Below are 22,574 nucleotides of genomic sequence, written 5' to 3' on the forward strand. Positions count from 1 at the left end.
TGCAGACGCGACCGGCTTTCGTCGTTTCAGCATTCCGAGTGCAAAACCCATTCACCCCAAAATGCTGCTCCGGGCAACGCCACCCTGTCGCCATCAAAACCTTATCGAGACCACCGCCGCAAAGGTTCTTTCGCCGCCAATATGGCGCTCTCGACATCCCCTATCTGGGCGTCGATGACGTGCTCAGGTCCGAACGGAACCTCCACGCCCAGCCACAGCCGGTCGTTCTCAGCTATGCTGTCCGGCTTGTTGTCGAGCACTCCAATATAGCGCCCATTCAGGGTCTCGCGAACAATGACCCACATCCGTTCAACGACGTCTTCGTCAGTCTCGTCGCCTGACACACCAATCTCAAATAGAAGCTTGGCGTAGTCGCCTATGGTCAGGGCGTTTCTGATCCTGAGATCGGGAAGCTCGAAACTACCCGGATAGGTCTGCTGTCGTTCTTCTGCGTTCAGCAGCCGCCAGCCATCTTCATCAAGGCTCGGCTCTCGCATGTCGCCCAAAAGCTAAGCCGCTTCCTTCGGCATCACGTCGCCCACCGTCGGGCGGTTTTCGGCCCTTGTCAGCTTGATGTCGCGGGGTTTGACGATTTCGCCGCAGCAGCCGCAGGCGATGCGGGGCGTCAGGGTCTGGCCGCAGGTCTTGTGGACCATGTCGATGCCGCTGTCGGCCTCGCCATAGACGTGCTTGTTGCCCCACCCGTGCAGGGTCACCAGCACCCCGTACAGGTCCTTGCCCTTGGCGGTCAGGACGTATTCGTTGCGCGGCGGGCGTTCGGAATAGAGATGCGGCTCCAGCACCCCGTGCTGCACCAGGCTTTTCAGACGCGCGGCCAGAACGTTGCGCGCCACGCCCAGATTGTCCTGCCACTGTTCGAACCGGGTCACGCCGTTGAAGGCGTCGCGGATGACCAGCAACGTCCACGGGTCGCCGATCACCTCTAGCGTTGCGGCGATAGAGCAGCTCTGGCGGCTATAGTCTGCGGTGCGTCCCATAGGGGTGAAAGTGACCCCGCGTCAGGGTTTTTGCAAGGGTTGCCAATCTGAACCCAGTAAGTCAGTCTTGTTTGGCAACGGACGTAGGCTCTCCCAGCACGGCGTCCTTGTTCCTTTGACTGGCGGAGGGTGCGGGTTCAAACCGCTCCTTCCGTTTTTTGTATTTGCCCGCTGTTTGACTTGCCTGCTCAGGACTGCGCGATGACGCCTCCCCAATCCCTCGACGCCATTCTGGCCTTCCAGACCCTTGAAGACGGCGCGCTGTCCGTCGCCGTGCCCGGACATTTCTCCAACGGCCCGAACAGCCTGCCGCCGGAAAAGGGCTTTCCCTTCGGCGGGCTTCTGGCCGCCCTCTGCGCGCAGGGGATGCGTGAGGGCCTGTCGCTGACCGCGCCCTTGCGATCTCTGTCGGTCCAATATCTGTCGGCGGCCAAGTTCGGAGAGCCCGTTTCATTCCGTCCCCGTCTGCTGCGCGGCGGCCGCAACGTCCTCTATGCCGCCATCGAGGCGGATCAGGACGGCCGCATGACCCATCACGCCACCGGCACCTATGGTCTGGACAGCGCGCCGCCGCCCGCATCGCCGCTGCACCGTGTCCCGCCTGCGCTAGACAGCCTGAACCCCGAGGCCCGCATCCACGGCCCGATGGCGCCCCATTTCTCCAGCCAGGTCGAATATCGCTTCGACGGCGGCCCCAACATCCTGGGCGGAAACGAGGGCAAGCCGGCGATCGAGCGCACCTGGATGCGAATGGCGGACGGCCGCGCCCTGGACGAGGCGGCCCTTTGCTTCCTGCTGGACGCCGTCTATCCGCCCGCCTGGACCATAACCCGCACGCCCGCGATGATGACTACGGTGGATTTCCGCATCGACATCCTGACCGATCCGACGCCCGAAAACGCACCCGACGGCTGGGCCTTCTTCGAGTTCAGCATGATCGATCTGGGTTTGGGCTGGACCGTCGATGACGCGGTCGCCTGGGGCGCGGACGGCACGCCTCTGGCCGTCGCCCGCCAGCGCCGCAAGCTGCTGCCGCAACGCAGCGCCTAAGGTCAGCCTCCATTCACCATTAGGGTCCATCGTCACGGCTTCCAGCGGAGAACCGGAATGATCGACCGTCTCATCGTGCGTTTCGCCGTGCTCGGCGTGGTCCTGGGCGCAGGCCTGCTGCTCCAGGGCTGCGTCGTCGGGGCGGTGGTCGGCGGAACCGCCGCCGTCGTGGGCGGCGCGGCCAAGGCCACAGGCGCGGTGGTCGGCGCAGGCGTCGACGCCGTCACCACCTCGGACGAGGAAACCCGCGCCCGCCGTGAGCGCGAACAGCGCGACTACGAGCGCGAGCAACGCCGCTGCGAACAGCGTCAGCGTCAGGGAAAGACGTGCTAGGCTGACCGCCATGACACCTCTTGTCCTGATCCCCGGCCTGGCCTGCACCGCCGAGATGTTCGCCCCTCAGGTCGCGGCGTTCAGCCCGCACAGGCCGGTCACCATCGCCTCGACTCTGGAGGGCGGCACAATGGCCCAAATGGCCGCCGCCATCCTGCGCGACGCCCCGCCCCGTTTCGCCCTGGGCGGCATTTCGATGGGCGGATACATCGCGTTCGAGATCATGCGGCAGGCGCCGGAACGTGTGGAGCGGCTGACGCTGCTGGACACCACGGCCCGTCCCGATGCGCCCGAACAGACCCAGCAGCGGCAGGCCCTGATCAAACGGGTTGCGGACGGCCAGCTTGAGACCGTCATGCGCGAGATATCGCCTCGCCTGCTGCACCCGCAGCACAAGAACAATCAGGCCCTTATCGACATTCAGGTCCGCATGGGCCTGCAGATCGGCGCTGAAGGCTTCGTGCGCCAGCAAAAGGCGATCATCGGCCGAGCGGATTCACGCCCCGATCTGCCTGGGATCCGCGTGCCCACACTGGTTCTGGTCGGGGACCGTGATCCCCTGACCCCGCCGATCCGTGCGCGAGAGATCGCCTCGGCCCTGCCGGGCGCGCATCTGGTCATCATCCCCGAATGCGGTCACGCCTCGACGCTGGAACAGCCGGAAGCCGTCAATACGGCTCTAGCGGACTGGCTGGCCGCCTAGAGGCTCAGCACGCACCGCTCGTTGATCGTCGGGCGCGCCACCTGAATGCGGCACAGACCCGGCCATTCGGGCTTCAGCTGCGCCACGAACCACAGGCACAGGTTCTCCAGGCTGGGCAGCTCCAGCCCTGGATGTTCGTTCAGCATCCCGTGGTCCAGCGTGTCCGCCGCCGCCTTCAGCGCCCTGTCCAGCGCGCCCAGGTCGGCTACCCAGCCATGCTCGACGTCCAGCACCTCTGAGCGCACCGTCGCCTCGACCGTGAAGGAATGGCCGTGGACGCGGCGATAGATGCTGCCCTCGGGTTCGTTGGGGAAGTGGTGGGCGGCGTCGAACGTCGCCTGTTTGATGATCTCGAAGACGGGCATTAGCGGACGCCGATGTATTTGTGGGTCTGGACGCTCAGGCGCCATTGGGGATGGGTCAGGCAGTATTCGATGGCGGCGGCGGTGTTGGCGACCTGATCCGGCCCGTCCATCGGCTGCAGCCAGAAACGTTCGAAATCCAGATGCTCGAACCGGTCGGGCATGGCCTTGTCCTGCGGAAAGACCAGTTTCAGCTCCTGCCCGCGCGTCTGGACCACGGGCGCATCCGCCTTGGGACTGACGCAGATCCAGTCGATGCCGTCGGGCGCCGCCAGGGTGCCGTTCGACTCTATCGCAATCTCAAATCTGCGCGCGTGCAGGGCCGCGATCAACGGCGGGTCCAACTGCAGCAGCGGCTCGCCTCCGGTGCAGACCACCAGCTTGGGATCGCCCTCGCGCCCCCGCCACAGCGACGCGACATGATCGGCCAGCAGGTCAGGCGTCGTGAACTTGCCGCCCCCGCCGCCGTCCGTGCCGACGAAATCAGTGTCGCAGAAGGTGCAGACGGCGTTGGCCCGGTCCTGCTCGCGTCCGCTCCACAGATTGCACCCGGCGAAGCGCAGGAAGACTGCGGGCCGACCCGCCTGCCCGCCCTCGCCCTGCACCGTCAGGAAGACTTCCTTAGCCGAATAGGTCATCGACCCGACGCCCACTCGTCATATCCCGCCGCCCGCAGTTCGCACGCCGGGCATTCGCCGCAGCCATAGCCCCAGGCGTGCCGGTGCGTCCGGTCGCCCTGATAGCAGGTGTGGCTGTCCTCGATGATCAGTTCGACCAGCGCCGCCCTGCCGATCTGCTGGGCCAGCTCCCAGGTCTGGGCTTTCGTCAGCCACATCAGCGGCGTTTCGATCACCACCGGCTTGTCCAGCCCCAGCGACAGCGCCCGCGCCATCGCCACCATCGTGTCGTGGCGGCAGTCGGGATAGCCGGAATAGTCCGTCTCGCACATGCCGCCGACCAGAACCTCCAGCCCGCGCCGGTCCGCCAGCGCCGCCGCCGCGACCAGGAAGATCAGGTTGCGTCCCGGCACGAAGGTCGTCGGCAGGCCGCGCGCATCCATCTCGATCTTGCGGTCGGCGGTCAGGGCGCTCTCGGCGATCCGGCCATATCCAGTCAGGTCCACCACATGATCGTCGCCCAGCCGGTCGGCGTACTGCGGCAGGGCCTTCGCCATGCTGTCGCGCACGGTCTGGCGCGCCTGCATCTCGACCGCATGGCGCTGGCCATAGTCGAAACCGACCGTCTCGACGCGCTGGAACCGCTCCAGCGCCCAGGCCAGGCAGGTCGCGCTGTCCTGGCCGCCCGAGAACAGGACCAAAGCCGCCGTCTGGAGCTGTTCGCGGGCCGTTTCGGGGGTCTTTTCCAGGGTGACGCTCATGACAAACCTGCGGTCGGCCGGTCGGCCGCGCGCATGCACAAAGGGATGAAGACCCTAGATGGGTCGGGCGGGCCTCATACACCACCCCTGCCCGGGGCGCAAAACACGCATTTTCCCTTATTGTCACCGGTAGTCATCGGGCCCAATTTTCAAACCAGCTTAACCAATCAGCAAATGGTTCAGCTCCACTATTCAGTCGAGTATGGAGTTCTGAGGCAGTATGCCCACCATCGAGACCCTTGCTGAGCGCCCTGAACCGGTCGCGCCGACGATCTACGGATCGGAGGTTCTTGCGCGTTTTGAGCGCGAGCCCGACACGCTTGTGATCCCTGTTCTCGAAGACGGCGTCCCCGTCGGTCTGGTCGAGCGCAGCGCCTTCCTTGAAAAAATGGCCAGCCGTCTGGGCCACGCCCTGTATGACGCCCGCCCCATCAGCAACGCCATGGACCCCGAGCCGGCGGTGGTCGAAGCCGACGTGCGGATCGAAACCTTCTGCGACGTCATGCTCAAGGGCGGCCCCTCCGCCCTGCTGCGCGGCTTCCTGATCACAAAGAACGGCCGCTATCACGGCGTCGGCACCGCCGCCTCGCTGCTGCAGGCCGTCAACAACCGTCAGCGCGAGCAGAACCGCGAACTGGCCGCCCAGGCCGCTGTTCTCAGCGACACCAAGACCCAGGCCCTGTCCGCCGCCCGCGCCAAGAGCCAGTTCCTGGGCATCATGAGCCACGAACTGCGCACGCCGATGAACGGCGTCCTGGCCGTCGCCGAACTGCTGCGCCGCCAGCCCCTGACCGAGACGGCCCAGGCCCATCTGCAGACCATTGTCGATTCCTCCGAAACCCTGCTGCGCATACTTCAGGACGCGCTGGACCTGGCCAAGGCCGAGGCGGGCGAGCTGGAGCTGCAATCCGCCCCCACGCCGCTGCGCGCCCTCATGGACGACATCCAGGCGATGTGGGAGCCGCGCGCCTCTCAGGACGGCGTCACGCTTCTGGTCGGCTATGAGGGCGACACCGAGCTGGTCGCCAATATCGACGGCGTCCGCCTGAAGCAGGTTTTCGCCAATCTGGTCGGCAACGCGCTGAAGTTCGCCCGCAACGGCGTGGTCGAGGCCCGCCTCAAGGCCTGGGTCGAAGGCAATCAGGTCCGCATGGAGGCCCGCGTCCGCGACGACGGGCCAGGCGTCGACATGGACCGCGTCGACACCCTGTTCGAGCCCTTCGTCCACGGCTCTGGCCCCGACGGCGCGGGCTTGGGCCTGTCGATCTGCCGTCAGGTGATCGAGCGCATGAACGGCCGCATCTGGGCCGAGAACAACCAGGGTCGCGGCGCCACCTTCGCCTTCGACCTCACCGCCGAACGCGCCTTTGTCGAGACGGAGGAGGAATCCAACGTCGCCGCCCTGTCCGATCTGCAACTTCAGTCGGCGCCGCACATCCTGATCGTCGATGACAACGCCACCAACCGCGTCGTGGCTCAGGCCCTGTGCGAAATGTTCGGCTGCAGCTCCGAATTGGCTGAGGACGGTCTCGAAGCCCTCGAAATGGTCCAGAAGCGCGCGTTCGACATGGTCCTGATGGACATCAAGATGCCGCGCATGGACGGCGTCCAGGCGACCCAGGCCATCCGCGCCCTGCCCGGCAAGCTGGGCCGCCTGCCCATCGTCGCCCTGACCGCCAACGCCGACCCCGACGACGCCAAACACTATCTGTCCATCGGCATGGCGGCCGTGGTCGAAAAGCCGATCAAGCCGGAACGCCTGCGCATGGCCATGAACGCGGCCCTGACCAGCACCGCCTCGTCGGAAGAGGATGGGGAAGCCGCAGACCCGGAAGACGCCTTACGAAGCGGCCGTCGCTTCGCCTGATCCTTCGGCCGGGCCTGAAACCGCCTCGTCGTCCTCATCGTCATAACCCACCAGACGCAGCGCCCGCGCCTTCTGGCCGTTGATCTCGGCCCAGCGCAGCAAGCCTTCCTCACGTCCGTGCGTGATCCAGACCTCGTCGGGTTTCAGTTCGGTGAAGGTGTCGGTCAGTTCGGTCCAGTCGGCATGGTCCGATATCACCAGCGGCAACTCCACACCCCTCTGCCGCGCTCTGGCCCGAACCCCCATCCAACCCGAAGCGAAGGCCGTCACCGGATCGGCGAACCGTCGCGCCCAACGGTCCTGAATGGCCGATGGCGGCGCAATCGCCACCTCTCCGCCCAGAGAGCCTTTGAGCAGGTCGCGCGTCGTCCGCAACGGCCCCAGATCCACCCCTTCGCGCTCATACAGCGCGTTCAGCCGCTCCATCGCCCCATGCACATATATGGGGCGATCCCATCCCGCCTCTCGCAACAGCTTGATGACCCGCTGCGCCTTGCCCAGCGCATAGGCGCCGACCAGATGCGCCCGCTCCGGGAATTGGCCCAGCGACCGCACCAGCCGCGCCACCTCCTCTTCAGCCAACGGATGGTTGAACACCGGCAGGCCGAACGTCGCCTCCGATATGAAGACATGGCACGGGATCGGCTCGAACAGGGCGCAGGTCGGGTCGCGACGGCGCTTGTAATCGCCCGACACCACCATGGTCAGCCCCTTCCACCGCACCTCGATCTGGGCCGAGCCCAGCACATGACCCGCCGGGATCAGCCGCAACTCCACCCCGTTCAGCGTCGTCCGCTCGCCATATTCGACCGCCTGTTCCCGCGCCGTGAAGTCGGCGCCATAGCGTTCAGCCATGATCGCCAGCGTCTGCCGTGTCGCCAGCACCGCACCATGCCCCGCCCGCGCATGATCCGAATGGCCGTGGGTCACGACCGCCCGATCCACCGGCCGCACCGGGTCGATGTAGAAGTCGCCCGGCGGACAATACAGGCCGGCAGGCGTGGGATGCAGCAGGTCTTCCGGGCGGATCATGACGAACCTAACGCTCTCGACGCCGTCTGGTCGCCCCTTCATACAGGAACAACCCAGGATCAGGCTGCATGAGTTGTTTCACCGTATGACCGAGACCTTCTCCACCACCATCCTGCCGCAACTGGCGTCAGGCGCGGCCCACACCCAGGCACTGGGCTTCCAGTTCGACGGCCTGCACGGCGGCGAGCCCCGCATCCATGTGCCGTGGCGCGAAGATCTGGTCGGCGATCCCGACACCGGCGTCCTGGCGAGCGGCCTGGTCACCACCATGCTCGACCATGTCGGCGGCCTCGCCGTCTGGGCCGTGATGGACGAGTTCCAGCCCATCGCCACTCTGGATCTGCGCATCGACTATATGCGCGCGGCCCGGCCGCGTGAGGATCTGAAGGCGCAGGGGCTCTGCTACCGCCTGACCCCCACCATCGCCTTCGTCCGCGCCTGGGCGTTCGAGACGGATCCTGCCGACCCGGTCGCCGCGGCCCAGGCCGCCTATGTGTTGAACAAGCCCCGTACGCGTTCGGAGACCAAGGCATGACCTACATTTTGGATCACCTGCCCTACGCCCGGTTCCTGAACCTGCAGACCCATATCAGCGGCGACGAACTGACCGTGGTCATGCCCTTTGCGGACAAACTGATCGGCAACCCCATGCTGCCGGCCCTGCACGGCGGCTCGACCGCCGCCCTGCTGGAGATGACCGCGATGGCCCAGGTGGCGCTGGCTTTCCCCGGCGCCCGCCTGCCGCGTCAGATCAACGGCACGGTCGCCTATCTGCGCACCGGCCGACCGCTGGACGTCTTCGCCCGCGCCAGCATCAGCCGCGCCGGACGTCGAATCGCCCATGTCCAGGCCGAGGCCTGGCAGGAGCAGCGCGGTCAGCCGATCGCCAGCCTGACCGCCCATTTCCTGCTGGACAACAACTCTTAGATGAAATCAGCGCGGCGTCACCACCAAGGATACGCGTCTACATTCCTATACAGCCTGCAGAGTGTGCCATTTTGAGAAACGTGGGGTTTAGATTCGCTGCGGCCCAAAAGGTTAACAAGTCACTACCAGACAAGGTTAATAGATGGTAAAGCTTCACTCGTTGTAAACCTTACACGGGGCTCCTCTCATGGACCGGACTGAAGTCGTCGCCAGCGTCGCCAGTGACCTGCACGCGACCGAGCATGCCATCGACGCCGCCATCACCCAGGCGACGACGCTGATTCAATCCTTCATCGGCGCCCGCACGGCGCTGTCGCTTTCGCCCGTCGCCGCCACGGCGTCGCAGGCCAAGGCCATGGAAACCATCGCGGCCCTCGCCGCCGCCCGCGAGTCGATCGTGGCCTGCCACGCAGAGCTTCAAAAAGACCACCGCCGTATGGGCTACGGCACCTATAATGTCGGGCCGGGCGGCAAGCCCGACGACTGGCTTGATCCAAAGCCCCGTGAAACCAAGGCTGAGCTCACGCACCTGCGCTCTGTCGCATGAAATTAATGTAAGGTTGCCGTTTTCTATTTCGGCTTAACCGACCACAGTTCATGGTCGCCCCCGCGATGATCACGGGGGCGACTATCCATGCTTAATATGCTGTATGCTCAGGTCGGTGCGGTTTTTGTCGTACTGATATGTGCGTTCGCCCTTCTTAAGGGGGACGAGCCTGAACGATTTGGGGCTGGCGCCTACTGCCTGCTTTGGATCGCTACTATTCTGATCCAGACCTACCTCGACGCAAATTGGACCAACTATGGCGTGTTCGCGCTGGACGTCCTATTTCTTTGCCTGCTGTGTAGTCTAGCTTGGAAAGCTCGACGCTCTTGGCCGGTGTGGGCGGCAGGGTTGCAACTCTTGTCGGTCATGAGCCACCTTTTGCTGCTGGTGGATGCGCGAATGCCATCCGCATCACTCTATACTGTTCTGAATTTAACAGGTTACGGCGTCCTAATCTGCATCGCCGTCGGCACCTTCTGGGCGTGGCAGGAGCGTAAGGCTTCGCGCGGCATTGAATAGGGATATTTTCCTAGCTATCCTGTCGGCGTCGCAATCGCGGAATCGCCGATGCCCCTGTCTCACGCCAAACTCTGGAAAGCTGTCGACGCCCTTGCTCGTCGCGAGGGTCTGACGCCGTCAGCTCTGGCTAGACGCGCTGGTCTGGACGCCACCAGCTTCAACCCATCCAAACGATTCAATGCGGGCGATCCCCCTCGCCCCCGCTGGCCGTCGACCGAGAGCGTGACCCTGATCCTGCAGGCGACCGGGGTGTCTCTGGCCGAGTTCGCGGAACTGGCCGAGGACGCCGTCCCCGTTCCCGCGACAATTCCCCTGCTGGGTTTGGCCAAGGCCGGTCAGGACGGCTTCTTCGACGATGCGGGCCTGCCTGTCGGCGACGGCTGGGACCAGACTGAACTCCCGCGCCCGCGCGACACCCTGTTCAGCCTCAAGATCACGGGCGATTCCATGTCACCCCTCTACCGCGAGGGCGACCGCGTCATCGTGGACCAGCAGGAGACGCGCGTGCGCCGCGGCGACCGGGTCGCGGTCCGCCTGACCACCGGCGAGACTGTGGCCAAGGAGTTGACCGGCCTGACGTCGCGCGCCGTCACCCTGTCCTCGATCAACCCCGAATATCCGCCCCGCATCGTGCCCCGCAGCGATATCGAATGGATGGCCCGCATCCTGTGGGTCAGCCAGTAAAAACCCCGCCCGGCGAACCGGACGGGGCTTTTATGCTCAAACGGCGAACCGTGAGCTGTGGCCGCCCGCGCGTTCGAAGCTGGAGGGGCAGGAAAGCCCGACCGCGCCGACAGCCGCCACTTTTGACCTTAGTTGGCCGTGACGTAGTGGGCGTTCACCCACCCGCCGCCAGCGATCTGAACCCACTCGCCCTGCGAGCCCACGACGGTGAAGGGTTGACCGGCCGACAGGCTGCCGGCCTGACGATAGTTGGCGCCGGGGCCGCTGCGGATGCGCAGATTGGAGGTGGCGCGGTACTGGCCGCCCTGCGAGGCGTTGGCCGCCGCGCGGGTGCGTTGCTGGTTGCAGCCGATGTAGGAACCGGCCGCTGCGCCGGCGCCGGCGCCGACCACTGTGCCGGCGGTGCGTTCATTGCGCGCCAGGTTAGAGCCGACCACGCCGCCGACCACCGCGCCGATCAGCGCGCCTGCCGTCTGACGACCGCCGGGGGCGTCGCAGTTGGTGATGCCGTTGGCCTGGGCCTGAGCCGCCATCGGGGCAGCGGTGACCAGTGCGGCCAGAGCCGCAGCCGTGGCCAGACCCGTATTCAGAAACTTGTTCGACATGGCTGTCTCCTGTCATCGCGTTGTCGATGAAGGTCACAATGCACAGCCCAACCTGAAGGCTCCCCCAGCCTCGCCGTTATTTTCGGTTCATGTTTGTTGAGACGGCAGCGAAGGGCGGCATGACGCCGCCCTTCTCAATCCTATTTCGCCAGTTCGCCGTTCGCGCCTGCCTCGATCAGCGCAATCGTCTGCGGCAGGCCATAGATGGCGGCGAACGAACCAAAGCGCGGCCCCTGCGACGCGCCCAGCAGCACTTCGTACAGCGCCCCGAACCAGGCCCGCAGCGGCTCGAAGGCGTGCTCCTTGCCCACAGCATAGACCTCGTTCTGGATCAGCTCGCCGTCCGTCGTATCGGCGGGCAAGGCCTTCAAACGCGCCGCCAAATCCAGCAGCGCCGCCTTCTCCTTGTCGTCCGGCAGGCGGTACGACTTGGAGGGCTTCACGAAGTCCTCGTAGTAGTTCAGCGCGTGGTCCATCAGCCGGTCCAGCAGCGGCTCGTTCTCAGGCGTCGCATTCGGCAGATATTTGGCGAAATAGGCCCACAGCTGCGCCTTGCTGGACGCATTGGCCACGCCCACCAGGTTCAGCAGCAGGGCGAACGACACCGGCGAGGTGTGGGTCGGCGGATCGCCGGCATGGATCGACCATACGGCGTTGTCGATCCGCTTGGCCGGCTCCTGCGTCTTGTAGCTTTCGATGAAGGCCAGATAGTCGTCGATCGCGCGCGGAATGACGTTGAAGTGCAACGACTTGGCCGACTTGGGCGACTGGAACATATACCACGACAGGCTCTCGGGCGTGCCGTAGCGCAGCCATTCGTCCATCGTCAGGCCGTTGCCCTTGGACTTCGAGATCTTCTTGCCCTCGATATCCAGGAACAGTTCATAGTTGAAGCCCTCCGGCGGCGTGCCGCCCAGGGCGCGGCAGACCTTGGAGCTTTCACGCACGCTCTCGATCAGGTCCTTGCCCGACATCTCGTAGTCGATGTCCAGCGCGACCCAGCGCATGGCCCAGTCGGGCTTCCATTGCAGCTTCACATGGCCGCCGGTGACCGGAACCTCGGTGCGGTTGCCCGGTTCGCCCGCCGGGTCTTCGAAGGTGATCGTCCCCTTCTCGACGTTGCGGTCCAGCGTCGGCACCTGCAGCACATGGCCGGTGATGGGGCTGACCGGCAGGAAGGGCGAATAGGTCGCGCGCCGCTCCTCGCCCAGCGTCGGCAGCATGATGGCCTGAACCGCGTCGAACCGCTCCAGCAGGGTCAGCAGGGTCGCGTCGAACCGCCCGGACCTGTAGGTCTCGGTCGAGGACATGAACTCATAGTCGAACCCGAAACTGTCCAGGAACGCCCGCAGGCGCGCATTGTTGTGCGCGCCGAAACTGTCATGCGTGCCGAACGGGTCGCGCACGCGCGTCAGCGACAGGTTCAGGTCTTCACGCAGCATCTCCGGGTTCGGCACGCCTTCCGGCACCTTGCGCAGGCCGTCCATGTCGTCGCTGAACGCGATCAGGCGCGTCTTCCAGTGATCGCCGGTCAGGGCGCGGAAGGCGTTGCGCACCATGGTCGTGCGCGCCACTTCGCCGAATGTGCCCATGTGCGGCAGGCCGGACGGGCCGTAACCCGTCTCCAGGATCACCGGGCGGCGCAGGGCCTCGAACTTGGCCAGGGCCTCGTCGGCCTTGCCCGCGTCGATCAGGGCCTTCGCCTCGGCGCGCTCGGCCTCCGCCAGCCGTTTCTTCAGCACATGGGCCAGAAGATTGCGGGCTTGCTCAAACGGCCAGGACTTGGCCTCGCGGGCGAGAGTTTCGAGGTTCTGTAGCATGGGCGGCGGTTTGCAGGCTGCAAACCGCGCGGTCAACCGTCTGCCGCCCATTGCTGGCGGGCTTTCAGCCCTTTGCGGCGGTGACGATGATCTCGACCAGATACTCCGGCGCCGCCAGCCTGCTTTCCCCCGTCGCGCGGGCGGGCGGATTGGCGGTGTCGACCCAGGCGTCCCAGACGCTGTTCATCGCCTCGAAATCAGCGATGTCGGCCAGCCAGATCTGGGCCATCAGGATCTTCGACTTGTCGCTGCCCGCCTCGGCCAGCAGGGCTTCGATCTCGGCCAGGGCGGTCTTGGTCTGGGCGATCACGTCATCGCCCGGTTCGCCCACCTGTCCCGACAGATAGATGGTGTCGCCATGGATCACCGCCTCGCTCATGCGGGCGCCGGGCTGGATGCGGGTGATCATGGAACAACTCCTGTCAGATGGTCGCCGCACTATCGGCATGGGCAGCCGCGTGTCTAGGACCGCCTTCCCTTGCGTGAAACCTACCGCCGCCCGCGCAGCGCCATCGCCACCACCGCCGCGCCTGCCGCCACGACAAAGGCGTCCTCAATCAGCCCGCTTCGGGTCTGGCCGATCCGCGCCATCGCCTGCTTGCGTCCCGCCAGCGTCAGATAGGCCAGCGGCACGGCAGTACCGATCGCCAGCCCCGCGCCCAACCGCTCACGCCCATGCGGCGCCAGGGCCGCTCCGGCGATGCCTGCGCTCATCACCCGCGCCAGCAGACCCAGGAACACGGTGCGGTCCGGGGCCGACTTCATCTTGTCGCCCAGCAGTTCGCCCACACCCATGAACAAGGCGCCGACCTTGAACAGCGGATGATCCAGCAGCACCAGCCGTCCCGGCGTGCCCTGATGCGCCAAGCGCGCCGCCGCAATCGCCGCCATGGGCGTCATGGATCGGGCGCTGGCCACGACGCCGATAAGGACTGAAGGCAGCAGGCTGAGGCTTTTCATCACACCTCAACCCCGTCGCGGGAAAGAGGTTCAGCCCCCCGCCGCCAGCACGTTGCGGATCGCCAGGCTGGAGTGGATGCGCGACACGCCGGGCAGGCGCGACAGCACGTCCTTGTGGATCACCTCATAGGCGGCGATGTCGGGGGCCACGGCTCGCACGATATAGTCCGCCTCCCCCGCCATCAGATAGCAGTCGCGGATTTCCGGATGGTTCCGAACAGCCGCCTCGAAGCGACGCATATGGTCGTCGGTCTGCTTCTCCAGCGTGATCTCGACATAAGCCACCACCCCGTCGTCGGCGTCATTGGCCAGGATGGCGGCATAGCCCCGGATCACCCCCCGCTCCTCCAGCCGACGCACCCGCCGCAGACAGGCGGACGGCGACAGCCCGACCTCGGACGCCAGGTCCGCATTACTGATCCGCCCGTCCGCGCGCAGGCGCTGCAGGATGCGTTGATCGACAGGATCGAGCAGGGTCACAATTTTCCGCCTTCTGACCGCAGATAATTGTGCAAACTCTCTATCAGCCGCCGATCATTGCGCAAACAGGCAGGATCATCGAACGACGCAAGGGTAACTTTGGGCCAAGACTAACTTGGAAGCGTCACATGCGGGTTCTGGTGCTTGGTTCAGGCGTCATCGGCGTCACCACCGCCTGGTATCTCAATCAGGCCGGGCATGAGGTGGTCGTGGTCGACCGCGAAAGCGGCCCGGCGCTGGAGACCAGCTTCGCCAATGCGGGCCAGGTCTCGCCCGGCTATTCCGCGCCGTGGGCCGCCCCCTCGATCCCGGTCAAGGCGATGAAATGGCTGCTGATGCGCCACGCGCCCCTGATCATCCGCCCGCAACTGGACATGGCCATGATCCGCTGGACCCTGGCCATGCTGCGCAACTGCACCCACGCCCGCTATGCGCTGAACAAGGGGCGGATGGTGCGCCTCGCCGAATACAGCCGCGACCAGCTGGACCTGCTGCGTCGCCAGACCGGCATCGCCTATGACGGACGCGAGCAAGGCACGCTGCAGCTGTTCCGCACCGAAAAACAGCTGGCCGACGTGCACAAGGACGTCGATGTCCTGCGCGCCCAGGGCGTCCCTTGCGAGGTTCTGGACCCCGCAGGATGCATCGCTGCAGAGCCGGGTCTGGCCGCGTCAGACGTCCCCTTCGTCGGCGGCCTGCGCCTGCCGAACGACGAGACGGGCGACTGCTTCCTGTTCACCAACGCCTTGGCGAAACTGGCGGCGCAACAGGGCGTGGTCTTCCACAATGGCGTCCAGATCCACGGCCTGACCGAAACCAACGGCCGCGTCGTGGGAGCCCGGACCAGCATCGGCGCGCTTCTGGCCGACGCCGTCGTGGTGGCGCTGGGCTCCTATTCGCCGCAGATGGTCGCGCCGCTGGGCCTGAAACTGCCGGTCTATCCGGTGAAGGGCTATTCGATCACGGCTCGGATCACCGACGCCGCCCGCGCGCCCGTCTCGACCGTCATGGACGAAAGCTACAAGGTCGCCATCACGCGCCTGGGCGACCGCATTCGCGTCGGCGGCATGGCCGAACTGTCCGGTTATAACAACAGTCTGCCACACCTGCGCCGCGAGACGCTGGAACAGTCGGTCGGCAGCCTGTTCCCCGACGGCGGCGATCTGAAGGGTGCCAGCTACTGGTCCGGCCTGCGCCCCATGACCCCCGACGGCACGCCCGTCATCGGCGCCACTGCGCTTCCCGGCCTCTATCTGAACACCGGCCACGGCACCCTGGGCTGGACCATGGCCTGCGGCTCCGCCCGCGTCCTGGCCGACACGCTGGGCGGTGCCAAGCCCGAGATCGAGACCCACGACCTGTCCCTGAACCGCTATGGATCATGGGCGGGTGCGTTTGCGCCGGGGTTTGGGTGAGAGGCTGAGACGATCTACCGACGTCTGCACGTCGAAAAGGACGTGGTGTCTCTTATCGACCCAAGGCGGACATGACCCTATTCTGCGGTGCTGGCGGTGGAACGATCCCAGCGAGCAACTAGCCAGAGATAGCCCGCGAAGACGGCTATGCCGAACGCCCCCAATCCGACCAGCAAACCAATAACTTGACCAGCCGGTGCGCTGGGCGGCTTCGGGACCGTTGCAGCCATCAGAGCCACAGCCAAGAAGCCGATCCCGCCGAGTATGGGCGTCACGATTAGCGCCACGTGCCGAGGAGCGTACCAGTTCGGCTGCTTATTAAGCCCCCACTGCATAGGCAGCTTGGCGTGGTGACGAAGGCGGCTGTTGGCTCGCACATACATCAACCCGGCCAAAGCGGCATAAACGGCAAGCGAAAAGATTGCTGTGGTATTCATAGTGGAGAGGTCACACAGCCTGACCATGTAATCAACATGACGCAGGCGTGTGTGGTCGTTTGCCGCATGACCCCTTCCCACCCTCCTCAGACATCCGACGTGTCCGCCTCGAGCAATCCTCGCCCCAAATCATAGCGCACCACGTCCGACGCCCGTATAGAGCGCCCGATGAAGACTGCTGATTTCGATTTCGACCTGCCCGAGGACCGCATCGCCCTGCGTCCGGCTGATCCGCGCGATTCTGCCCGCCTGCTGGTGGTTGATGGGGATGCGCTTCAGGATCGGATCATCCGCGACCTGCCCGACTTCCTGCGCCCGGGCGACGCCCTGGTGTTCAACGACACCCGTGTGATCCCCGCCCGCCTGTCGGGCGTGCGCCAGCGTCCGAACCCCGTGGTCGACGGGCCGGACGGCGACACCCTGACGGTCGAGGTCGAGGCCACGCTGCACCACCGCGACGCGCCCGACATCTGGTCCGCCTTCATGAAGCCGGGCAAGCGCATCAAGCCGGGCGACAGGATCAGGTTCGGCGCGCACGGTGACGCCGCCTGCGACCTGGGCCGTCTGGACGCCACCGTCACGGCCAAGGGCGACGACGGTCTAATCACGCTGAAATTCGACCTGTCCGGCCCGGTGCTGGACGACGCCATCCGCGATGTCGGGGTCATGCCCCTGCCGCCCTATATCGCCGCCAAACGGCCTGAGGACGACCGCGACCGCTCGGACTATCAGACCGTCTATGCCCAGCATGACGGATCGGTCGCCGCCCCCACGGCGGGCCTGCATTTCACCCCCGCCCTGCTGGACGCCATACGGGCGCGCGGCGTCTCGACCCACGCCGTGACCCTGCACGTCGGCGCCGGCACCTTCCTGCCGGTCAAGGCCGACGACCTGTCCGACCACAAGATGCACAGCGAATGGGGCGAGGTCTCAGGCAAAACCGCCGCCGCCCTGAACGCCGTCCACGCCTCTGGCGGCCGCATCATCTGCGTCGGCACCACCAGTTTGCGCCTGCTGGAAAGCGCCACCGCCGAGGACGGCGAGATCAAACCCTTCCACGGCGACACGGCCATCTTCATCACGCCGGGCTATCGGTTCCGCGCGGTCGATGTGCTGATGACTAACTTCCACCTGCCGAAATCCACCCTGTTCATGCTGGTCAGCGCCTTCGCCGGTCAGGCCGTGATGAAGGCCGCCTACGCCCACGCGATCGCGGACGGATATCGGTTCTATTCGTACGGCGACGGGTCGTTGCTGTTCCGGGCGTAATCCGCAGGAAGCGCGGAGCGAACGGCTGCGCCTGTGGCCAATCGCGCCTCAAACCCCTAAATCCTGTCTTCTGATGGAAACCCAGACGCCCGAACCTTACGATGACCTGCCTTCCAACCTGCGCGGCGGCCTGATCGCCATTGGCGAGGCCGCGCGTGATCTGCGCGATCCCTGGTGGATTTTCGGCGGCGCCGCCATGGCGCTTTACGGCCTGACCGATCTGCATGTCCCCGACATCGACGTCATGTGCAGCCCGCGCGACGCCCGCATCCTGCTGGCCGCATTGGGCGGTGATGTGGTGGTCGATCCGGGCGAGGGTCTGTTCCGCTCCGCCGTCTTCGGCCGCGCCCCGGACCAGTTGATCATGATCGAGGTCATGGCCGATCTGGAGGTGCGCGACGGCGCCGAATGGCGGCCCGCAGGCTTTACTTCGCGGCGTCAGGTCTTCATCGACGACACCCCCCTGTTCATCCCGGACGTCCGGGATCACATCGCCCTGTACCGCCTGTTCGGCCGCCCCAAGGATCTGGTGCGGGTCGAGCAGCTTGAACGACTGATCGCCTGAATGCCCTTCCCCTTTGTTATCTCCGCCACCGAGGGCCGCGCCCGCACCGGCGTCCTGAAAACCGCGCGCGGCGACATCCGCACGCCCGCCTTCATGCCCGTCGGCACCGCCGCCACGGTCAAGGCGATGACGGTGGATCAGGTCAAGGCCACGGGCGCCGACATCCTGTTGGGCAACACCTATCACCTGATGCTGCGCCCCGGTCCCGAGCGGATGGAGCGTCTGGGCGGGCTGCATAGGTTCATGGGCTGGGACAAGCCGATCCTGACCGACAGCGGCGGTTTCCAGGTCATGTCCCTGGCCGGGATTTCCAAGGTCAAGGAAGAGGCCGTCACCTTCTCCAGCCATATCGACGGCTCCAAACACGTCCTGACGCCGGAACGCTCCATCGAGATCCAGGCTGACCGCATCGGCGCCGACATCTCGATGCAGTTGGACCAGTGCGTGTCGTGGCCCGCCGAAAAACCCGCCGCGCAAAAGGCGATGGAGCTGTCGATCCGCTGGGGCGCCCGGTCCAAGGCCCGCTTCGGCGAGCGCGAACATCAGGCCCTGTTCGGCATCCAGCAGGGCTCGACCTTCGAGGATCTGCGTCGCCAATCGTCGGAACAGCTTCAGGAGATCGGCTTTGACGGCTACGCCATCGGCGGCCTGGCCGTGGGCGAAGGCCATCAGGCCATGTGCGAGGTGCTGGATTACGCGCCCGAGTTCCTGCCCAAGGACCGCCCCCGCTATCTGATGGGCGTGGGCAAGCCGGTCGATCTGGTCGAGGCGGTGTATCGCGGCGTGGACATGTTCGACTGCGTCCTGCCGACGCGCGCCGGGCGCCACGGTCAGGCCTGGACCTGGGACGGCCCGCTGAACCTGAAGAACGCCCGCTTCGCCGAGGATGAGGACCCGCTGGACCCGACCATCGACGGCCCGTCGTCGCAATATTCAAAAGCCTATCTGCACCACCTGATCCGCGCCGACGAAATCCTCGGCAAGGTGCTGCTCAGCTGGCACAACATCGCCTTCTATCAGGCCCTGACGGCGGCCATGCGGGCGGCGATTTCCGAGGGTCGTTTCGAACAGTTCCGCCGCGACTTCCACGTACGGCATACGTCGAACGGGTAGGCGCCCTTTCCTAAACCGTCATCCTCGGGCTTGACCCGAGGATCGAGCCAAGGTCGGGCTGTGCGTCACAGTCGTCGCACCTGCGGCGGCCCATCTGATCCTCGGGTCGAGCCCGAGGATGACGGATGACGGTAAGCCCTACTTCTTCGGTCGGAACCAGCTGGGCGATGCAGGCGGGTTGCAGTTGCGCTGCATGCCGATGCCTTTCAGGAAGGCGCGGCGCATCCGTCCGGCCTGAATGGCGGACTGGACGTGGCGGCTGTGCTGTTCGGCGCCGCTCAGGCGGCGGACCCAGCTGCGGCCCGGAATGAAGTCGGTTGTCGTGCCGCGAATGGCGTCCAGCGTGGCCTTGGCCGCCGCATCCGCCGCCTGTTCGCTGCGGTAGGAGCCGTCCTGGCTGGGCGGCTCGTCCGTATCGGGGCCGAGGGCCTCGTCCAGCCGTCCCACCTCGGCGGCGATAGTGGTGCAATGGGTCAGATTGCGCAGGTCATAGGGATTCGACTCCGCCTGCAGCAGCACCATCGGTATCGGCTGGGCGCGCAGGTTCAGGTCGTCCAGAGGCGCCGTCACCGCCGCGCCGAAACCGGCGCCGACCTGTTCGGCCCCGCCCATCGCGGACCGCCCGGCGTTGCAGCCGGCCAGGGTCGCAGCCGTCGCGACAAGAATTAGAATACGCTTCATGCGGCGCTTAAACCACGCCGTGAACGGCGATCAAAGCAGTTCAATAAGTCCCGCCGCAGCCACCGCCCAGGCAACCAGGCTGAAGATCAGGCCGATGGCCAGACCTATCGCCAGGCGAGATGCGCGGGGAGTTTCCTGCCGTGCCATGAACGTCCTTGATTCGCTTTTGCGTCCTTGCCGATGAGACTGCGATCTGCAGAGTTTTCCACAAGCGGAAAAACGCCGTGCCGCCGCATATTCGTCTCGAAACGGTAACGCAGAAAGAACCGCGTCGTTCCAGACGGGCTCAGGCTTTCAGATCACGCGCCATCAGCATGGCGCCTTCCAGCCCGGCGTTCTCCAAAGACGCCGCGGCCAGATAAGGGCCGTCGCCCATGATCACGGCCGAGCCATAGTTCGCCACCGACCGCCGCGCCGCCGCCTCGACCTGCGCCAGCATGCCCGGCGTGGACATGACGCCGCCGCCGAAAACGATGCGGTCCGGCGCCCAGGCGAACACCAGAGACGCGACCAGCTGGCCCAGATAATCGGCGACATGGCCCATCACCTCAGGCGCATCCTCCAGTCGCCGCCCTTGCAGACGCGCCTGCACCGCCGGGCCCGCCGCCATTCCCTCGATGCAGTCTCCGTGGAAGGGGCACAGGCCGGGCTGGGCGTCGCCCGCGGCCCGACGCACGAACAGATGCCCGATCTCGGGATGCAGCGCGCCTTTGAGGGTACGTCCCTCGACATAAAGACCGCCGCCGATTCCGGTGCCGACGGTGACATAGGCGACAGCCCGCGCGCCCCTGCCCGCCCCCAGCCGCGCCTCTGCGACGGCGGCGGCGTTGACGTCCGTATCCACGGCGAAGGGCGCATCCAGATGCTGGGCCAGCGCCTTCGCCAGATTGAAGCCCGTCCAGCCCGGCTTGGGCGTCGCCAGCATCAGTCCGTAGTCTGGCGAGCCGGGATCAACCACCAGCGGACCGAACCCCGCAATGGCGAACGCGGCGATCCCGCGCCCAGCGACAACCGCCGTCAGGCCCTGGACCACATCTTCGGGCTTTCCACTGGGAAAACGGCCTTCGTCCAGCACGGCGCCGTCCGAATCCTCAATCCGCCAGACGATCTTCGTCCCGCCCGTCTCAACCGCAAGGAAGGCTGACGGGCTCATGGCGGCTCCATGAAAAAGGAGGAATGGTACGTCCTCTCGGGCTCGAACCGAGGACCCTCTGATTAAAAGTCAGATGCTCTAACCAACTGAGCTAAGGACGCACCGCACGTCGTCCGGGACCGGCCCGAAACGTCGAAGGGCGCCTTCTGTTGCAATCCGCTCTTCCGGTCAAGCCCGCTCAAAGATACTCCTTGGGGATGAAACCACTTAATGGCCTGCGCATCCTCGAATTCGACGGTTTAGGCCCCGTGACCTTCGCCGGAATGATGCTGGCGGACCTGGGGGCGGAGGTGCTGCGGCTGACGCGTTCGGAATCAGCCGGGGCCGCTGTCTTTGATCAGGTCGGCGGGGCGGTGCTGCATCGCGGGCGGGCCGCTGCGCCGATCGATCTGAAGTCGCCGCAGGATCGCGAGCACATCCTGCAACTGGTCGACCACGCCGATGCGGTGATCGAGGGTTTCCGTCCGGGCGTCATGGAGCGGCTGGGCTATGGGCCGGACGTGCTGGCCGCCCGCAATCCACGCCTGGTCTTCGGACGGGTGACGGGCTGGGGTCAGGATGGGCCGCTGGCCAATGAAGTCGGCCATGACCTGAACTACATCGGGCTCAGCGGCGTGCTGCACGCCATGGGCGACGCGGACCGCCCGCCCAGCCCGCCGCTCAATCTGGTCGGCGACTATGGCGGCGGCGCCATGCTGCTGGTCACAGGGGTGCTGGCGGCTCTGATCGAGACAAAGACCACCGGGCGCGGACGGGTCGTCGACGCCGCGATGACCGACGGATCGGCCCTGCTGGGCGGCCTGTTCCAGGCCCTGCGCGGCCAGGGCATGTGGAGCGACCGGCGTGGCGCAAACCTGCTGGACGGGGGCGCGCCCTTCTATCGCTGCTACACCTGCCGGGACGGCGGCTTTGTCGCCGTGGCGGCGCTGGAACCGCGCTTCTATGCGGCCCTGCTGGCGGGACTTGAAATCGATCCGACCCAGGCCCCGCAGTATGACGTCTCCGGCTGGCCGGCCCAGCATGAGCGTTTCGCGGCCCTGTTCGCCACAAGGGATCGCGACGAGTGGGTCGCTCATTTCGCCCCGACCGAGGCCTGCGTGACACCGGTGCTCAGCCTGTCGGAAGCCCCCGCCCATCCGCACAATATGGCGCGGCAGACCTTCATCGACGGCCTGCCCGCCACGGCTCCACGCTTCGACGGGGAACGGCTCGAACCCGGCGGGTCGGCGAATCGCATCGATATTCAGACGGCTGTCGCCAACTGGAGATGACCAGACGCCTTTTCGTCGCTATGGAACAGCTATGACGTGGGGGCGTTGAACAAGGTCATGACCTTGGGGAGTCTTTATCGATGAGACGCATGACTATCGTTCTGGCCGTCGCGGCGCTGGGTGCGTCGGGACTTGCGAGCTGTGACGATTACCAGACGCGCTCAGACGACCGCGCCGAGGCGCCTGTGGTCGAAGAAGAGGTCCACGCCCCCGCAGCCGAAGAATCAGCCGCGCCTGTCGCCGCCCCGCACGTCGTCGATCCCACACCGACGCCCGCGCCGGAAACCCTGCCGCCAGCTGAGAAATCATCCGCCCAATCCGTCCAGCCGGACAGCGAAACCCTCTTCTACTGAGGCCGCCGACGCGACGCCTTTGATCAGGGCGGCGCATCATCGGCATGACTAG

At 65.8% G+C, this 22,574-nt stretch carries 29 protein-coding genes and 1 tRNA gene; 15 read left to right on the forward strand and 15 right to left on the reverse strand.

Going from position 1 to position 22,574, the window contains the following annotated elements; translation table 11 throughout:
• Nucleotides 1-101 precede the first annotated feature (101 nt).
• A complete protein-coding gene (locus KWG56_RS08950) occupies nt 102-506 on the reverse strand; it encodes a hypothetical protein (RefSeq protein ID WP_219354491.1) in 405 nt (134 codons plus the stop codon).
• A gap of 3 nt (nt 507-509) precedes the next feature.
• Nucleotides 510-998 (reverse strand): winged helix-turn-helix transcriptional regulator, encoded by a 489-nt coding sequence (locus tag KWG56_RS08955; RefSeq protein WP_201099446.1) that lies wholly within the window; start codon nt 996-998, stop codon nt 510-512.
• A 201-nt stretch (nt 999-1,199) separates the two neighbouring features.
• Here KWG56_RS08955 and KWG56_RS08960 point away from each other — a divergent pair, with 201 nt between their 5' ends.
• The 3 genes from KWG56_RS08960 to KWG56_RS08970 are packed head-to-tail and all read left to right on the forward strand — an operon-like array spanning nt 1,200 to nt 3,084.
• A complete protein-coding gene (locus tag KWG56_RS08960) occupies nt 1,200-2,048 on the forward strand; it encodes a thioesterase family protein (protein ID WP_219354492.1) in 849 nt (282 codons plus the stop codon).
• A 57-nt stretch (nt 2,049-2,105) separates the two neighbouring features.
• The gene (locus KWG56_RS08965; RefSeq protein WP_219354493.1) at nt 2,106-2,381 is read left to right on the forward strand and encodes a hypothetical protein; all 276 of its coding nucleotides are present in this window, start codon (nt 2,106-2,108) and stop codon (nt 2,379-2,381) included.
• 10 nt (nt 2,382-2,391) lie between these two features.
• Nucleotides 2,392-3,084 (forward strand): alpha/beta fold hydrolase, encoded by a 693-nt coding sequence (locus KWG56_RS08970; protein WP_219354494.1) that lies wholly within the window; start codon nt 2,392-2,394, stop codon nt 3,082-3,084.
• Here KWG56_RS08970 and KWG56_RS08975 read toward each other — a convergent pair.
• The 3 genes from KWG56_RS08975 to queC are packed head-to-tail and all read right to left on the reverse strand — an operon-like array spanning nt 3,081 to nt 4,824.
• Complete coding sequence (locus KWG56_RS08975; RefSeq protein WP_244999712.1) at nt 3,081-3,449, reverse strand: 6-pyruvoyl trahydropterin synthase family protein; 369 nt, start codon at nt 3,447-3,449, stop codon at nt 3,081-3,083. The genes KWG56_RS08970 and KWG56_RS08975 overlap by 4 nt on opposite strands.
• Entirely contained in the window at nt 3,449-4,084 is a 636-nt protein-coding gene (gene queE, locus KWG56_RS08980; protein ID WP_219354496.1) for a 7-carboxy-7-deazaguanine synthase, read from the reverse strand. Before queE ends, KWG56_RS08975 begins: the two co-directional genes overlap by 1 nt.
• Nucleotides 4,081-4,824 (reverse strand): 7-cyano-7-deazaguanine synthase QueC, encoded by a 744-nt coding sequence (queC, locus tag KWG56_RS08985; protein WP_219354497.1) that lies wholly within the window; start codon nt 4,822-4,824, stop codon nt 4,081-4,083. Before queC ends, queE begins: the two co-directional genes overlap by 4 nt.
• A 220-nt stretch (nt 4,825-5,044) precedes the next feature.
• Here queC and KWG56_RS08990 point away from each other — a divergent pair, with 220 nt between their 5' ends.
• Entirely contained in the window at nt 5,045-6,691 is a 1,647-nt protein-coding gene (locus KWG56_RS08990; RefSeq protein WP_219354498.1) for a response regulator, read from the forward strand.
• Here KWG56_RS08990 and KWG56_RS08995 read toward each other — a convergent pair.
• Nucleotides 6,665-7,723 carry a ligase-associated DNA damage response exonuclease gene (locus KWG56_RS08995; protein WP_219355251.1) on the reverse strand — a complete coding sequence of 353 codons (1,059 nt, stop codon included), beginning with the start codon at nt 7,721-7,723 and terminating at the stop codon, nt 6,665-6,667. The two genes, KWG56_RS08990 and KWG56_RS08995, sit on opposite strands and share 27 nt — an antisense overlap.
• Nucleotides 7,724-7,808: 85 nt before the next feature.
• Between KWG56_RS08995 and KWG56_RS09000 the strand changes: the two genes are divergently transcribed.
• The 5 genes from KWG56_RS09000 to KWG56_RS09020 all read left to right on the forward strand — a co-directional run bounded on the left by KWG56_RS09000 (nt 7,809) and on the right by KWG56_RS09020 (nt 10,400).
• Nucleotides 7,809-8,258: a PaaI family thioesterase gene (locus tag KWG56_RS09000; protein ID WP_219354499.1), complete on the forward strand. Its 450-nt coding sequence runs from the start codon at nt 7,809-7,811 to the stop codon at nt 8,256-8,258.
• Nucleotides 8,255-8,650, forward strand: a complete 396-nt coding sequence (locus tag KWG56_RS09005) for a PaaI family thioesterase (RefSeq protein WP_201099438.1) — start codon at nt 8,255-8,257, stop codon at nt 8,648-8,650. The genes KWG56_RS09000 and KWG56_RS09005 overlap by 4 nt, the downstream gene beginning before the upstream one ends.
• Before the next feature lie 187 nt (nt 8,651-8,837).
• Nucleotides 8,838-9,197: a hypothetical protein gene (locus KWG56_RS09010; RefSeq protein ID WP_201099437.1), complete on the forward strand. Its 360-nt coding sequence runs from the start codon at nt 8,838-8,840 to the stop codon at nt 9,195-9,197.
• An 87-nt stretch (nt 9,198-9,284) separates the two neighbouring features.
• A complete protein-coding gene (locus KWG56_RS09015) occupies nt 9,285-9,716 on the forward strand; it encodes a hypothetical protein (protein WP_219354500.1) in 432 nt (143 codons plus the stop codon).
• Nucleotides 9,717-9,764: 48 nt separating this feature from the next.
• A complete protein-coding gene (locus KWG56_RS09020; protein WP_219354501.1) occupies nt 9,765-10,400 on the forward strand; it encodes a S24 family peptidase in 636 nt (211 codons plus the stop codon).
• A 128-nt stretch (nt 10,401-10,528) separates the two neighbouring features.
• Here the strand turns inward: KWG56_RS09020 and KWG56_RS09025 are convergent, their stop codons facing one another.
• The 5 genes from KWG56_RS09025 to KWG56_RS09045 all read right to left on the reverse strand — a co-directional run bounded on the left by KWG56_RS09025 (nt 10,529) and on the right by KWG56_RS09045 (nt 14,265).
• On the reverse strand, nt 10,529-11,005 hold the full coding sequence (locus KWG56_RS09025; protein ID WP_201099434.1) for an SH3 domain-containing protein: 477 nt from the start codon (nt 11,003-11,005) through the stop codon (nt 10,529-10,531).
• 140 nt (nt 11,006-11,145) lie between these two features.
• On the reverse strand, nt 11,146-12,825 hold the full coding sequence (locus tag KWG56_RS09030) for a lysine--tRNA ligase (RefSeq protein ID WP_219354502.1): 1,680 nt from the start codon (nt 12,823-12,825) through the stop codon (nt 11,146-11,148).
• 64 nt (nt 12,826-12,889) lie between these two features.
• Complete coding sequence (locus tag KWG56_RS09035; protein ID WP_201099432.1) at nt 12,890-13,234, reverse strand: RidA family protein; 345 nt, start codon at nt 13,232-13,234, stop codon at nt 12,890-12,892.
• 80 nt (nt 13,235-13,314) lie between these two features.
• A complete protein-coding gene (locus KWG56_RS09040; RefSeq protein ID WP_219354503.1) occupies nt 13,315-13,785 on the reverse strand; it encodes a hypothetical protein in 471 nt (156 codons plus the stop codon).
• A 30-nt stretch (nt 13,786-13,815) separates the two neighbouring features.
• Complete coding sequence (locus tag KWG56_RS09045) at nt 13,816-14,265, reverse strand: Lrp/AsnC family transcriptional regulator (RefSeq protein ID WP_219354504.1); 450 nt, start codon at nt 14,263-14,265, stop codon at nt 13,816-13,818.
• 128 nt (nt 14,266-14,393) lie between these two features.
• Between KWG56_RS09045 and KWG56_RS09050 the strand changes: the two genes are divergently transcribed.
• Nucleotides 14,394-15,680, forward strand: coding sequence for a D-amino acid dehydrogenase (locus tag KWG56_RS09050; RefSeq protein ID WP_219354505.1), 1,287 nt, complete (start codon nt 14,394-14,396; stop codon nt 15,678-15,680).
• A 77-nt stretch (nt 15,681-15,757) separates the two neighbouring features.
• On the opposite strand, the gene KWG56_RS09055 is transcribed toward KWG56_RS09050, so the two are convergent.
• Nucleotides 15,758-16,117, reverse strand: a complete 360-nt coding sequence (locus KWG56_RS09055; RefSeq protein WP_219354506.1) for a hypothetical protein — start codon at nt 16,115-16,117, stop codon at nt 15,758-15,760.
• 168 nt (nt 16,118-16,285) lie between these two features.
• Between KWG56_RS09055 and queA the strand changes: the two genes are divergently transcribed.
• The 3 genes from queA (at nt 16,286) to tgt (ending at nt 19,064) form a co-directional block, all read left to right on the forward strand.
• On the forward strand, nt 16,286-17,386 hold the full coding sequence (queA, locus tag KWG56_RS09060; RefSeq protein WP_219354507.1) for a tRNA preQ1(34) S-adenosylmethionine ribosyltransferase-isomerase QueA: 1,101 nt from the start codon (nt 16,286-16,288) through the stop codon (nt 17,384-17,386).
• A 73-nt stretch (nt 17,387-17,459) separates the two neighbouring features.
• A complete protein-coding gene (locus tag KWG56_RS09065) occupies nt 17,460-17,951 on the forward strand; it encodes a hypothetical protein (protein WP_236261216.1) in 492 nt (163 codons plus the stop codon).
• A complete protein-coding gene (gene tgt / locus KWG56_RS09070) occupies nt 17,952-19,064 on the forward strand; it encodes a tRNA guanosine(34) transglycosylase Tgt (RefSeq protein WP_219354508.1) in 1,113 nt (370 codons plus the stop codon).
• 138 nt (nt 19,065-19,202) lie between these two features.
• Here the strand turns inward: tgt and KWG56_RS09075 are convergent, their stop codons facing one another.
• The 3 genes from KWG56_RS09075 to KWG56_RS09085 all read right to left on the reverse strand — a co-directional run bounded on the left by KWG56_RS09075 (nt 19,203) and on the right by KWG56_RS09085 (nt 20,999).
• Nucleotides 19,203-19,745, reverse strand: a complete 543-nt coding sequence (locus KWG56_RS09075) for a hypothetical protein (RefSeq protein ID WP_201099416.1) — start codon at nt 19,743-19,745, stop codon at nt 19,203-19,205.
• A 286-nt stretch (nt 19,746-20,031) separates the two neighbouring features.
• Nucleotides 20,032-20,898: an ROK family protein gene (locus KWG56_RS09080; protein ID WP_219354509.1), complete on the reverse strand. Its 867-nt coding sequence runs from the start codon at nt 20,896-20,898 to the stop codon at nt 20,032-20,034.
• A 24-nt stretch (nt 20,899-20,922) separates the two neighbouring features.
• Nucleotides 20,923-20,999 (reverse strand) — tRNA-Lys (locus tag KWG56_RS09085).
• A 96-nt stretch (nt 21,000-21,095) separates the two neighbouring features.
• On the opposite strand from KWG56_RS09085, the gene KWG56_RS09090 reads away from it, so the two are divergent.
• Nucleotides 21,096-22,169, forward strand: a complete 1,074-nt coding sequence (locus KWG56_RS09090) for a CaiB/BaiF CoA transferase family protein (protein ID WP_244999713.1) — start codon at nt 21,096-21,098, stop codon at nt 22,167-22,169.
• An 80-nt stretch (nt 22,170-22,249) separates the two neighbouring features.
• On the forward strand, nt 22,250-22,522 hold the full coding sequence (locus tag KWG56_RS09095) for a hypothetical protein (RefSeq protein ID WP_201099411.1): 273 nt from the start codon (nt 22,250-22,252) through the stop codon (nt 22,520-22,522).
• The last annotated feature ends 52 nt before the right edge of the window (nt 22,523-22,574 follow it).

Source organism: Brevundimonas nasdae, from assembly GCF_019395145.1.
GTDB lineage: Bacteria > Pseudomonadota > Alphaproteobacteria > Caulobacterales > Caulobacteraceae > Brevundimonas > Brevundimonas nasdae.